The 14,561-nt window shown below is 73.4% G+C and carries 3 protein-coding genes; all 3 read left to right on the top strand.

Annotated elements, in window-relative coordinates; all coding sequences use genetic code 11:
• Positions 1–112: 112 nt before the first annotated feature.
• Positions 113–1,453 (top strand): lysine N(6)-hydroxylase/L-ornithine N(5)-oxygenase family protein, encoded by a 1,341-nt coding sequence (locus tag ACZ6QO_RS29350; protein ID WP_465855245.1) that lies wholly within the window; start codon positions 113–115, stop codon positions 1,451–1,453.
• Positions 1,450–5,220: an amino acid adenylation domain-containing protein gene (locus tag ACZ6QO_RS29345; protein WP_465855243.1), complete on the top strand. Its 3,771-nt coding sequence runs from the start codon at positions 1,450–1,452 to the stop codon at positions 5,218–5,220. The genes ACZ6QO_RS29350 and ACZ6QO_RS29345 overlap by 4 nt, the downstream gene beginning before the upstream one ends.
• The coding region (locus ACZ6QO_RS29340; protein WP_465855241.1) for a non-ribosomal peptide synthetase at positions 5,213–14,561 on the top strand (9,349 nt) is incomplete at its 3' end. The genes ACZ6QO_RS29345 and ACZ6QO_RS29340, both read left to right, overlap by 8 nt.

Here is a 14,561-nt window from a genome sequence, read left to right as displayed (position 1 = left end):
ACCGGCACGTGGCCACCCCACGCCGTGACCACCGTGCCATGACCACACCGTGCCATGACCGTTCCCGATCATGACCACCCCCACCATGCCCTCACCCTGACCACCCCCGACCATGACCACGCATGAAGGAGCGGACGCCGTGACCCGCGTCTACGATCTGGCCGGCATCGGCTTCGGCCCGTCCAACCTCGCCCTGGCCGTCGCCCTCGCAGAACGCCGGGACGGCCCCCTGGACGCCGTCTTCCTGGAGAAACAGGACGCGTTCGGCTGGCACCGCGACATGCTCATCGACGGCGCCACGATGCAGGTGTCCTTCCTGAAGGACCTGGTCACCATGCGTAACCCGGCCAGCCCCTACAGCTTCGTCAACTATCTGCACGCCAAGGGCAGGCTGGCCGACTTCATCAACCTCAAGACCGTCTACCCGACGCGCCTGGAGTTCCACGACTACCTGTCCTGGGTGGCCGCCGACTTCGACGACCGGGTCCGGTACGGCGCCGAGGTCGTCACCGTGCGCCCGGTGGAGGACGCGGACGGCAGGGTCGGGGCGCTGGACGTCGTCGTGCAGCGCGGCGGCCCGGACGGCGAGCTCGCGACCTACCGGGCCCGCAACCTGGTGGTCGCGGCGGGGCTGCGGCCCATGCTGCCCGACGGAGTGGTGTCCGACGGGCGGGTGTGGCACAGCCAGGAACTGCTCACCCGGCTGGCCGGACTGCCCGCCGCGCCGCGGCGGTTCGTCGTGGTCGGCGCCGGGCAGAGCGGCGCCGAGGTCGCCGAGCACCTGCACCGCAGGTATCCGGAAGCCGAGATCTGCGCCGTCTTCGCCCGCTACGGGTACAGCCCGGCCGACGACAGCCCCTTCGCCAACCGGATCTTCGACCCGGCCGCGGTGGACGACTTCTACGCCGCCCCCGACGAGGTGAAGCGGATGCTGCTCGACTACCACGCCAACACCAACTATGCCGTCGTCGACCTCGACCTGCTGCGGGAGCTGTACCGGCGGGTCTACGAGGAGAAGGCGGCCGGCGTCGAACGGTTGCGGATCATGAACATGTCGCGGGTGGCGGGGCTGAACGACGAGGGCTCGCACGTGACCGTGACCGTGCGAGCCCTGGCCGACGGGCGGACGGAGCGGCTGCGGGCCGACGCCGTCGTGTACGCCACCGGGTACCGGCCGGTCGACCCCCTGGACCTGCTCGGCGCGGCAGGCGCGTACTGCCTGCGCGACGAACGCGGCGGCCCGCGGGTGGGCCGCGACCACCGGATCGAGACGGCCGCGGGCATGGACTGCGGCATCTATCTGCAGGGCGCGACCGAGCACACCCACGGGATCACCTCCACGCTGCTGTCCACCACGGCCGTGCGGGCAGGGGAGATCCTCGGTTCGATAGTGAACCCGGCAGCACGCCCTGCCGTCCCCACCGCCGCCTCGTCCACCACGGCGCCCGCGTGAACGGCCACCACGACCCCGAGGTGAACACCGTCCGCGTGAACGGCCACCACGACCCCGACGTGAACGCCGTCCACGTGAACGGCCACCATGACCACGATGGGAACGCCGCCCGCGCCGGGCGGGGCCGGACGCTGACCGGACTGCTGGAGGCACAGGCCGCGCGTACGCCGCACGCCGTCGCCGTGCGCTTCGCGGGCAGGTCCATCGACTACGCCGCGCTGCACGCCGCCGCCGACCGGCTGGCGGCGCGGCTGGCCGCCCGCGGCGCCGGGCCCGAGCGGATCGTCGCGGTGGCCCTGCCCCGTTCAGTGGAACTGGTCGTCGCGCTGGTGGCGGTGCTCAAGACCGGCGCGGCCTACCTGCCCCTGGACCTGGACCATCCCCCGGCCCGCATCATCGGCATGCTCGGCGACGCCTCCCCCGTGCTCACCCTCACCATGCCGGGCGCGGCCACGCCGTTCACGGGCCCCGTCATGGAGGTGCGCGCCGACGAGACGGACGCCGCCATGCCAAAGGAACGGCGCCCGGACGACGATCCCCAACAGGACAACCGGCGAACGGACGCCGACCCCCGGTCACCGGCATACGTGATCTACACCTCTGGCTCCACCGGCCGACCGAAAGGGGTGATCGTCCCGCACGAGGCCATCGTCAACCGGCTGCGGTGGATGCAGCACGAATACCGCCTCGGCGCGGACGACCGGGTTCTGCAGAAGACGCCCGCCGGGTTCGACGTGTCGGTGTGGGAGTTCTTCTGGCCGCTGATCACCGGCGCCACGCTGGTGGTCGCCGAACCCGGCGGGCACCGCGACCCTGCCTACCTGGCCGCGCTGATCCAGGACGAGAAGGTGACCACCGCGCACTTCGTCCCCTCCATGCTGCGCGCCTTCCTGACCGAACCCGCCGCCGCCGGGTGCCGGACGCTGCGCCGGGTCATCTGCAGCGGGGAGACGCTGCCCGCCGACCTAGCGGCCCGCTTCCACCGGTTGCTCGGCGACCGCCTGCACAACCTGTACGGGCCGACCGAGGCCGCCGTGGACGTCACCTCCTGGCACTGCCCGCCGGGTGAACCGGCGGTGCCGATCGGCCGGCCGGTCTGGAACACGCGCGTCCACGTGCTGGACGCCGAACTGCGGCCGACGCCACCCGGCGAACCGGGCGAACTGTACATCGGGGGCATCCAGCTGGCGCGGGGCTACCTCGGCCGGCCGGGCCTGACCTCCGAGCGCTTCACCCCTGACCCCTACGGCCCGCCCGGCAGCCGCATGTACCGTACCGGCGATCTGGCCCGCCGCCGCACCGACGAGGTGGTCGAGTACATCGGCCGAGCCGACGACCAGGTGAAGATTCGGGGATTCCGCGTCGAACCGGGCGAGATCGAGGCCGTGCTCGCCGCCAACCCCGGCGTGGCGCACGCCGCCGTGGCCGCCCGCAGCGACCCACGCGGCACCGTCCGCCTCATCGCCTACGTCGTCACCAACGACCTCAACTCCGGCACCGCCCAGTACAAGAACACCGGCTACGCCCCCGGCCCCGGCGCCGGCCCGTACAAGGACGCCGGCCACTCCTCCGGCGGCTCTGATTTCGGCCGCTTCGGGGACGCCGGTCGCGACGTCTCGGTTCCGCTGCTCGCGGGGACTCCTTGGGCGCAAGAGCTTCGGGAGTACGCTGCGGCGCGGCTGCCTGAGCACATGGTGCCCGCGGTCTTCGTCCCGCTGCCCGAGCTGCCGCTGACCCCCAACGGGAAGCTCGACCGCGCGGCGCTGCCCGACCCGCCGGCCGCCCCCGCCGCCCCGGCGGGCGGCCGCACGGGCCCGGCCCCCGCCACAGAGGCCGAGCGGCTGCTCTGCCGGCTGTACGCCGAGTTGCTCGACCTGCCCGAGGCGACAGTGGACGACGACTTCTTCGAGATGGGCGGGGACAGCATCGTCGCGCTGCATCTGGTGGCCCGCGCCCGCCGCGCCGGACTGGCCGTCACCGCCCGGCAGGTCTTCGGGCTGCGCCGCGTGCGGCCGCTCGCCGCGGCGTCCCGGCCGGTCACCGGATCCGACGCGGAAGACCCCGCGGACGCGATCGGCGAGGTGCCGGCCACGCCGATCATGCACTGGCTGTTCGAGCGCGGCGGGCCGACCGACGCGTTCAGCCAGTCGACGACCCTCCGCCTGCCCGCCGGAGTGCGGCAGGACCGCCTGGTGGCCGCGCTCCAGGCTGTCATCGACCACCACGACATGCTCAGGGCCCGCCTGGTCACCCCCCTCCCCGACGCTCGGCACGCGTGCCCGCAAGAGACCGGGGCGCCCGACGTGGCTCCGGCCGTGCTCGAGGTGCCGCCGGCGGGGACGGTGCAGGCGGCCGAGGTGCTTCACCGGGTTGAGGCCCATCACCTGCCGGACACCGAGGCGCGAGCCCTGCTCGCACGGCAGGCCATCGCGTCTCGGGAACGGCTGGCGCCTCGGCAGGGCGGGCTGGTGCGGGCCGTCTGGCTGGACGCCGGTCCTGGGAGGCCGGGACTGCTCCATCTGACCGTCCATCACCTCGCGGTCGACGGCGTCTCCTGGCGCATCCTCGCCGAGGATCTCGCCTCCTCCTACCAGGCGACCGCCGATCACACCAATGACGATCACGCGTACGACCACCACGCCGATGGCCGTACGAACGGCCACACCGATGGTGACCACGCCGACGGTCGCGCGAAAGGCGGCCACGTGGGCGGCTACAGAGGAGGGCTCGCGCGTTCCAGCCCGTTCCGGCGTTGGGCCGCCGGACTCGGCCGGGCGGCCCATGAGCGGGAGACCGAACTGGCGTACTGGACCTCTCTTGCCGACGCGGACGCGAACTCCGGCGCCGCCGTCAGCCCAGGTACGGCTGCGGCGTTCGCCGAGCTGAGAATCGACCCCGGCCGGGACACCGTGGCGACCACTGAGCGGCTGGAGACCTCCCTCGGCCCCGGGCTCGCCTCGTCCCTGATGAGCGTGGCGCCCGGCGCCCTGCGCGCCGAGCCGGCCGAGCTTCTGATCACCGCCCTCGCGGCGGCGGTGCCCGGCTCGCGCGCGGACCTGTGCACTCGCCCCCGTCCGCACGACGGCGCGACGGCGGTGCTGCTGGACCTGGAAGGCCACGGCCGCGAGGATCTCGTCCCCGGCACCGACCTGTCACGCACCGTCGGCTGGTTCACCAGTATGTTCCCCGTCCTGCTGGACGCCGGTCCGATCGACTGGGAGGACCTGGTGCGAGGTGGACCGGCCGCGGAGGAGGCCCTGCGCCGCGTCAAGGTGTCGCTGCGTTCGGTGCCGGGCAAGGGCGTGGGCTACGGCCTGCTGCGCTACCTGCACCCGCAGGCCGGCCCCGCGCTCGCCCGACTCCCCCGGCCACCGCTGTGCTTCAACTACCTGGGCCGTTTCAACGGCGTACCCGGCCTCGCCGGCGCGGGAGCGGCCGGCGCGGGTGGGGATTGGGCGGTCGTCGCCGGGTCGGGCGCGTTCATCGACGCCGGTGATCCCGGCCTGGCGGCGGCCCATCCCCTGGAGATCGACGCCCTGATCGTCGACACGCCAGAAGGTCCGTGGCTGCGTACCACCTGGTCATGGTGCACGGCGCTGTTCACACGGGCGGAAGTGGAGGACCTGGCCGGACGCTGGTCCGACGCCCTGGACGGCCTGGTCGCGCGCGCGGTGTCCGGCGGCGCGAGCCTGACGTCGTCCGATGTGTCCCTGCTGTCCCTGGACCAGGACGAAATCGACGCTTTCGAGGAGATGTTCCGTGACTGATCGACGCCTGCCGGCACGGCCCCACGGAGGCGGCGCGGTCCAGGACATCTGGCCGCTGACCCCGCTGCAGGAGGGCCTGCTCTTCCACGCCCAGCACGACGCCGCGGACGCCTACACCGTCCAGACGGCCGTGCCGCTGCGCGGCGAGCTGGACCCGGCACGGCTGCGCGCTTCCGCCGAGGCGCTGCTCGGCCGTCATCCCGGCCTGCGCGCCGCCTTCCGGCGCCGCAAGAACGGGCAGCCCGTCCAGGTGATCCCCCGCCGGGTGGCACCGCCCTGGTACGAGGCGGACCTCAGCGGCCTTGACGCGGCGGCCCGCGACGCCGAGATCGCGCGGATCCGCGCCTCCGACCGCCGGTTCGACCCCGCCACGCCACCGCTGCTGCGCTTCAGCCTGCTGAAGACCGGCGTCGCCGAACACCTGCTGCTGATCACCAACCACCACCTGCTGCTGGACGGCTGGTCGCTGTCGCTGCTGTTGCGCGAACTGCTCGCGGGCTACGGCGGCGCCTCGCTGCCTGCTGCCGTCCCGTCCACGGCCTGTCTGGCCTGGCTGGCCGCCGCCGATCGTGAAAGGGCGGTGAAGGCGTGGGCCGAGGCCCTGGCCGGCCTGGACGGCCCGACCATGCTCCGCGCCCGCCACGGGGACCGCCGGCCGAGCGAATCCGAACAGGAACAGGCACAGGAGCACGACCAGCAGCACCGGCACCACCAGCAGCACAAGATCGAGGACGAGCAGGAGATCCACACCCTCCCGCATGACGATGACCGCCCGGGGAAGGACCCGCTCCGCCGTCCTCGGCCGGCGGAGCGGTTCACCGCCGAGATCGCCGAGGCGGCGACCGCCCGTCTCGCCGCGCTCGCCCAGCGAGCCGGATGCACGCTCAGCACGATCGCCCAGGCCGCCTGGGCGGTCACGCTAGGGATGCTGACCGGACGGGACGACGTGGTCTTCGGCACCACGGTCTCCGGGCGGCCCGGCGAGCTGCCTGGCGTCGAGCGGATGATCGGCATGTTCGTCAACACCGTGCCCGTGCGCGTGCGGCTGCGCCCCGACGAGCCGGTGACGGCGCTGCTGGCCCGCCTGTCCGCGGAGCGGCTCGACCTCTCCGATCACGACCACCTGGGCCTCGCCGACATCCAGACGGCGTCGGGGCACGGGGAGCTGTTCGACACCCTCCTGCTGTTGGAGAACCAGCCGACAGGCCTGGGCGATCTCGCCGCGCCTGCCGGCCTGATCGTCGGCGAGGCCGAGGAGGAGGACGCCACTCATTACCCGCTCGCCGTCTGCGTACGACCGGGGCCCCGGCTGCGGGTGGAACTGGTGTACCAGCGAGGCGCGTGCGATCCCGCGGCCGTCGCGGAGCGGCTCGTCCGGGTCCTGGAGCAGATGGCCTCCGATCCGGTACGGCCCGTGGCCGGGCTGGACCCGCTGGGCCACGACGAGCGCCGGCGGATCCTCGGGGACGGCGACGGCGCGGACCTGGCTGTGCCCTCGCTGTCCCTGTCCGAGGTCTTCCGCGCCCAGGTCCGCGCCACCCCGGACGAGATCGCCGTGACCGGACCGGGCAGCCCTCTGATGGCGGGGGGCGCGGGGCGGGTCGCGCTGACCTATGCGGAGCTTGACGCGCTGTCCGGCCGGCTCGCGGCGGCTCTGGCCGCCCGGGGTGCCGGGCCGGAACGCACGGTCGCGCTCGCGCTCCCCCGGACCGTGGACATGGTCGTGGCGATCCTCGCGGTCTGGCGGACCGGGGCGGCGTACGTACCGGTCGACGTGACCTACCCGGCGGACCGCGTCGCGGTGATGCTGGCCGACGCGCACCCCGTGCTGACCGTGGCCTCCCCTGAGACCGCCGCCCGGCTCCCCGGCCCAGACGCCGCCCCCGGCCCGGTGGTCACGCTGGAGGATCTCCTGTCTCCTCCCCCGCCCGCGCGGCCCGGGGATCGTCCCAGCGTCGACCCGAGGCATCCGGCGTACGTGATCTACACCTCGGGCTCCACGGGGAAGCCCAAGGGAGTCGTCGTCACGCATCACTCGGTGGTCAACCTGCTGCACTCCCACCGGGCGGACGTGATCGCCCGCGCCGAGGAGGCGGCGGGCGGGCACAGGCTGGCGATCGGGCACGCGGCGTCCTTCTCCTTCGACGCCTCCCTCGACCCGCTGCTGTGGATGCTGTCCGGGCACCGCCTGCACATCCTTTCCGACACGACGATGCGCGACCCTGAACTGCTGGCGCGCGCCGTCGCCGAGGACGGGCTGGACTACCTGGACGTGACCCCGTCGATGCTCGCCCAGCTTGTGCCCACCGGAGTCCTCGACGCCGAGCGGGACGGGCACCGGCCGCTCGTCGTGGCCGTCGGCGGCGAGGCGGTCCCCGCGCCGCTGTGGGAGCGGGTGACCGCCGTCCCCGGCGTGGTGGCGCGCGATCTGTACGGGCCGACCGAGTGCACGGTCGACGCCTACGCGCGCCGCGGCGACGGCACTGCGGCCCCGATCGCCAACACCCGCGTGTACGTGCTGGACGGCATGCTGCGTCCGGTCCCGGCCGGGGTCACCGGCGAGCTGTACATCGCCGGCGCCGGCCTGGCACGTGGCTACCTCGGGCGTCCCGGCCTGACGGCCGAACGGTTCGTCCCCGATCTGTTCGGGCCTGCGGGCCACCGCATGTACCGTACGGGCGATCTCGCCCGTTGGCGGGCGGACGGGACGCTGGAGTTCGCCGGCCGCGCCGACGGCCAGGTGAAGATCCGCGGCTTCCGCGTGGAGCTGGGCGAGGTGGAGTCCGCCTTGCTGTCGCACCCGGACGTGGCGGAAGCCGTCGCGGTCGTCCGCGAGGACCGCGACGGCGATCCCCGCCTGACCGCCTACGTCGTCCTCGCCGCACCCGACGTGGTCCGAACCGACACGACCGAAGCCTCGTCGTCCGGAGCCGGCGCGGCTGGAGCCGGCGCAATCCGAGCCGACGGGGTCGGGTTCGTGGCGGCTCGGGACAGCGCCGTCGAAGGGGAGTCGGTGGGGCTCGGTGCCGTGGGAAGTGAGGGAGACAGGCTGCGCGGCCGCCTCGCCGAGCGGCTGCCCGCTCCGATGGTGCCGGCCGCGATCGTCGTTCTGCCCGCCCTGCCACTGCTCCCCAACGGGAAGATCGACCGCGGAACCCTCCCTGTCCCCGCCCTGGGACCGGCGGCAGCCCGTGCCGGCCGTCCGCCTCGCGGACCGGTCGAGACGCGACTGCGCGAGCTGTTCGCCGAGGTCCTCGGCCTCGACCGGTCCGATGCGGTCCCCTCCCCCGGCGCCCACCCGGACCGTCGCATCGGCGACGCCGTGAGCGCCGACGACGACTTCTTCCGGCTCGGCGGGCATTCCCTGCTGGCCGCGCGGCTGGTCACCCGGGTCAGGGCGGAGCTGGGCTCGGCCATCGGCGTCCGGGACGTGTTCGAGGCCCCGACGGTGGCCGGCCTCGCCGCCCGGCTCGCGACCTCGCGGAGCGAGCGGCCCGCCCTCACCGCGCGTCCCCGGCCTGAACGGCTCCCGCTGTCGTACGCGCAGCGTCGCCTGTGGTTCCTGGACCGTCTTGAGGGGGCGGAGGCCGCCTACACCATGCCCGTGGCCCTGCGGCTGCGCGGCACGCTGGACGTCCCGGCCCTGACCGAGGCGCTGCGCGATGTCGTAACCCGGCACGAGGCCCTGCGCACGCTTATCGCCGAGCACGACGGCGAGCCGTGCCAGGTGGTCCTGCCCGCTGAGGAGGGCCGGCGCCTGCTCACCCTGCGGACCGTCGCCGACGACCAGGCCGCGGCGGGCGGCTCCCCTGAGGCGTTCGTGGCCGAGGCCGCGGGACGGCCGTTCGAGCTGTCCGCGGAGCTTCCGGTACGGGCGTGGTTGCTTCGCCCTCCGCCGGCCTCCGGGCGAGAGGGTCCGGAGCCGCACGTTCTGCTGCTGGTGTTCCATCACATCGCGGGGGACGAGTGGTCGATGCGCCCGCTGCTCGCCGACCTCGCCGCGGCGTACGCGGCGCGCGCCGGCGGCCGGGAGCCGTCCTTCGCACCGTTGCCCGTGCAGTACGCCGACTACACGCTGTGGCAGCGGGAGCTGCTCGGCGCGGGAGACGACCCGGCCGGCGTCCTCGCGCGCCTGCTCGCCTACTGGCGGCACGCGCTCGACGGCGTCCCCGAGGCGATCGCCCTGCCGGCCGACCGTCCACGCACCGCCCTTCCTTCGGGCAAGGGCGGCGTGGTGCACACCCGCCTCGGCGCGAGCACGCTCGCACGGGTCAAGGAGCTGGCTCGCAAGCGGGGGGCGACCTCGTTCATGGTGGCGCACGCGGCGGTGGCCGCCCTGCTGTCCAGACTGGGCGGCGGAACCGACATCCCGCTGGGGACGCCGGTCGCCGGACGCGACGACGAGGCGCTGGCGAACCTGGTCGGATTCTTCGTCAACACCGTGGTCCTGCGGGTCGGCACCGAAGGGGATCCGACTTTCGCCGAGCTGGTCGACCGGGTGCGCCGGGCGGATGTGGCGGCCTTCGAGCACGCCGAGGCGCCGTTCGAGGCGGTCGTGGAGACGGCCTGTGCGAACCGGGTGCCCGGCCTGCATCCGCTCTTCCAGGTCATGATCGCCTACACCCACGCGGCCGGGCCGGCGCCAATGCTTCCCGGCCTGACCGCCACCGTCGAGGAGGTGGACCAGGACGTCGCCAAGTTCGACCTGACCTTCTCCTTCACCGAGACAGGGAATACGGACGAGGAGAAAGGCGGAGCCAGAGGCAAGGCAGGGGACGAGGACGGAACCGGGGACAAGGACGGAGCCGGGGATGGGTTGACGATACAGGTGGAGTATCGGGCGGCCATGTTCGACCGATCGACCGCCGAGGCCCTGGCCGCCCGGCTCACCGCCCTGATCGAGCAGGCCGTGACGGACCCCGGCCGACGCGTCGCCGAACTGCGCGTCCCTCCCCTGGCCGCCCTGCGCACCGCGAACACCCGGCCGATCACGCCGACCCGAATCCACGCGAACCGTCCATCAGACCGCCTCACGGACCGCGCCACGAACCATCCGACAAACCACCCAGCAGACCGCCCCGCGAACCATCCGGCGGACCGCCCAGACCGCCCGGCTGACCACTCCGTGGACCGCTCGGCAGCGCCGTTGTCGGCGCCGTCGGACGACGGGCAGGCGACGGGGACCGGCGCGTCCGCTGTGTCGGCGAGCGGTGATTTCGAGGCCGAGCGGCTGATCCGCGGGTTGATCGCCGAACTGGTCGGCGTGCCGTCGGTCGAGCCGGACGACGACTTCTTCCGTCTGGGCGGTCATTCGCTGCTGGCCGTACGGCTCGTCGCGCGGATCCGTGCCACCTTGGACGCCGAAGTGGCGCTGCGCGACGTGTTCGAACACCCCACGGCGCGCGGCCTCGCCGCCGTGCTCACCGCGCCCGGCGGCGTGAACGAGCCGGAAACGGAGCGCGACCATGGACGGCGAACGGAGCCGGACCATGGACCGCGAGCTGAGCGAGACCCCGGGCCGCGAACTGAGCCGGATCATGGACCGCGAACGGGAACGGATGGGCAGGCGCCGGTGCGGCCGGAGCGTCCGCCGCTCTCGTTCGAGCAACGGCGGCTGTGGTTCCTGCACCGGTTGGAAGGACCATCCGCCACCTACAACGTCCCCTACGCGGTGCGCCTGCGCGGACCGCTGAACCCGGCGGCGCTGGCAGAGGCGCTGCGGGACGTGGTGGCCCGGCACGAGCCCCTGCGCACTCTGATCGCCGAGGAGGACGGGGAGCCGTACCAGGTCATCCTTGATCCGGCCGCCGCCCGCCGGCGGCTGAACCTGCACGCGGTGACACCGCCCGGGAACGAGGCTCTGTCGCCGGAGTGGATCTCGCCGGCGGACGCGCCCTCAGGCGACGACGCGTCGATGACGCGGTGGCAGGCGGAGGCGGCCGCATGCCACTTCGACCTGGCCCGCGACCTGCCCATCCGAGCATGGCTGCGCGGCCCGTCCGAGCCATCACGGGCACCCGAACCGTCCCGACGTCCGGAGCATGTGCTGCTGATCGTCATGCATCACATCGCCTGTGACGAAGGCTCGATGGAGCCGCTGCTCGCGGACCTGTCCGCCGCCTACGCCGCCCGCATCGAGGGGCGCGCCCCCTCCTTCGAGCCGCTGCCCCTCCAGTACGCCGATCACGCACTCCTGCGGCTGGGACGGCCGGCGTCCGCCGACCCGGCCTCGTCCGCCGCGCCGCGCGACGAGGATCTGGACTACTGGACCAGCACGCTGGAAGGGCTTCCCGAGCGGCTGAACCTGCCCGCCGACCAGCCGCGCGGCCGGGTCGCGGCCGGATCGGGCGGGACGTGCGCTTTCGGACTTCCCGCAGCGCTGCGCCGCGATCTCGCCGAGGTGGCGGCCGCACACGGTGTCACCATGTTCATGCTCACCCATGCCGCGACGGCCGCGCTGCTGACCAAGCTGGGCGCCGGCACCGACATCCCTCTGGGCACTCCGGTCGCCGGCCGGGACGATCCGGCGCTGGACGGGCTGGTCGGCTTCTTCGCCGGCACGTTGGTGCTGCGCACCGACACGGGGGGCGACCCGACGTTCGCCGAGTTGCTCGCCCGGGTGCGGCGCGCCGACCTCGCGGCGTTCGAGCGCGCCGGCGTGCCGTTCGAGCTGCTGGTCGAGACGTTGAACCCCGACCGCTCCTCCGGAGCCCATCCGCTGTTCCAGGTGATGGTCGCCTACCAGAACCGGCCGACGCCACTGCCTGAGCTGCCGGGCCTGATGGCGACTCCCGTCGAGGTGGGCAACACCACGGCCAAGTTCGACCTGACCTTCTCCCTGGCGGAGCAGGGGATCGAATCGGCCGGCTTGCCGCACCGACCGGACCGGCCGGACCGCCCCGGTGGCGGGCTGGACGGCCTGATCGAGTACCGGGCCGACCTGTTCACGCCGGGCGCCGTCGAACGGATCGCCGGATACTACGCGCGCCTGCTGCGCCAGGTGGCCGATGATCCTGGACGCCGCCTCTCGGAGCTGTCCATCCTGCCGGAGGAGGAACGGCGCCGGATCGTGACCGAGTGGAACGACACCGGTGACGAGGAACCGCTGGCGACGCTGCCTGACCTGTTCGAAGCACAGGCGGCGGCCACGCCGGACACCACGGCCGTCATCTGCGAGCGGCGATCGCTGACCTACCGGGAGCTGGACGGCGCGGCCGAGCGCCTGGCCCGGCTGCTCACCGCCCGGGGAGCCGCGCCGGAGACGGTCGTCGCGCTCGCGCTTCCCCGGGGCGTCGACATGGTGGCGGCCATGCTGGCCGTGTCGAAGTCGGGGGCCGCCTACCTGCCGGTGGACACGGCGTACCCGGCGGAGCGGATCTCCATGATGCTCCAGGACGCCGAACCGGTGCTGCTCATGGCCACTCGGGCCACCGTCCGCGCCCTTCCCGACACGCGTGTTCCGGTCCTGCTGCTGGACGGCGCCGACGCACCGTATCTGACCGACACTCAGCGCACCTCGGAGCCGGTGGACGGCGGGGACGTACCGGATCTGGCCGATCGGGGTGGTCGTGCCGCTCCGTCTCCCGTTCACGCCGGTGCCTCCGCCGGGCCTCGCGGTTCGCGGCACGTGAGCGGCGGGGTGCGGCCGGAGCCGCGTCATCCGGCGTACGTCATCTACACCTCGGGTTCCACCGGCAGGCCGAAGGGCGTCGTCCTGGAACACGCGGGTGTGCGGGCGCTGGTCGAGACGGCCAGGCGGCGCTTCGGCGTCGGTCCGGGGCGCCGGGTGCTCCAGTTCGCCTCCATCGCGTTCGACGTGGCGTTCTGGGAACTCACCATGGCGCTGTGCACGGGAGCGACGCTGGTGGTGGTGCCCGAGGAGCGCAGGGTGGCCGACCAGGAGCTGACGGACTACGCGACCGGCATGAACGTCACGCATCTGGCGCTGCCGCCCGCGCTGCTGTCCGCCCTTCCCGAGGAGCTGACGCTCCCCGAGGGGTCCACGCTGCTGGTCGGCACCGAGACGGTGACCCCGGACCTGGTGCGCCGCTGGTCGGCCCGGCACCGGGTCTTCGACTGCTACGGCCCGACGGAGGCGACCGTGAACTCCACCCTGTGGGAGGCGCGCGGCGACCTGGAAGAGCTGGCCGTCGTCCCGATCGGCCGCCCGGACGTGGGCAAGCGGGTGTACGTCCTGGACGCGGCGCTGTGCCCGCTGCCGCCGGGGGTGACCGGCGAGCTGTACGTCGCGGGTGCCGGCGTGGCACGCGGTTACCTGCGCCGTCCGGGTCTGACCGCCGAGCGTTTCGTCCCCGACCCGTTCGGCCCGCCCGGTTCGCGCATGTACCGGACGGGCGACCTGGCGCGCTGGCGCGCCAACGGCGAGGTGGAGTTCGCCGGCCGCGCCGACGGCCAGGTCAAGATCCGCGGGTTCCGCGTGGAGACGGGAGAGATCGAAGCCGTACTGGCGGAGCATCCCTCGGTGCGCAAGGCGGTCGTCCTGGCACGGGAGGACCGTCCGGGAGACCGGCGCCTCGCGGCCTACGTGACGACGCCGCCAGGAGTGAGCGAGCCGGAGGTCTCCGACCTGCGGGCGTTCCTCGCCGCCCGGCTGCCGAACTACATGGTGCCCGCCGCGTTCGTCGTGCTGGACTCCTTGCCGTTGACGGTCAGCGGCAAAGTCGACCATAAGGCACTCCCCGCGCCGGGCGTCCGCGCCGGTTCTCGCCCGCCGCGCACCTCCACCGAGCGGGCGCTGTGCGGGATCTTCTCCGAGATGCTCGGCCTTCCGGAGACCGGTGACGCCGGGAGCCCGACGGCGCGGGTCGGCATCGACGACGGGTTCTTCCAGCTCGGCGGGCACAGCCTGCTGGGCGTTCGCCTGGTGGCGCGGATCCGCGCGCGGTTCGGCGTGGAGATGCCGCTGCGCGCCTTGTTCGACCATCCGACGGTCGCCGAGATCGCCTCCCTGATCGACCGGGACGCGGCCGGCTCCGCGTCACCCCACGGCGAGCGCGGCACCGATCCGGCCGCATCCCCGGCGAACCCCACTAAGGCGCGCACGTCCGAGGGGCGCAGGCCCGAGGCGAACACGTCGGAGGTGGGCACATCCGAGGCGGGCACATCCGGGGAGGACACGTTCCGGGCGAACAGATCCGGAAGGCGCGCAGCCGAGGTCGACGCGTCTGGCGCGGACACGCCTGGGGCGTTCCGGTTTCGGGAGGGGGCGGAGGATGACTCGGTCTCAGCGCCGTTGTCGCATGCTCAGCGGCGGATGTGGCTGCTGCACCAGATGGAAGGACCCTCGGCCACCTACAACGTCCCCATCACCCTGCGCCTGA

The organism is Sphaerisporangium sp. NPDC049457 (assembly GCF_055586705.1).
Note: the sequence above shows the minus strand (reverse complement) of the source record. Positions and strands in the feature narration are given on the sequence as shown.

What these genes read in the sequence shown, in the direction of transcription:
- ACZ6QO_RS29350 (WP_465855245.1), top strand. Translation starts at nt 113, where the DNA reads ATGACCACGCATGAAGGAGCGGACGCCGTGACCCGCGTCTACGATCTG.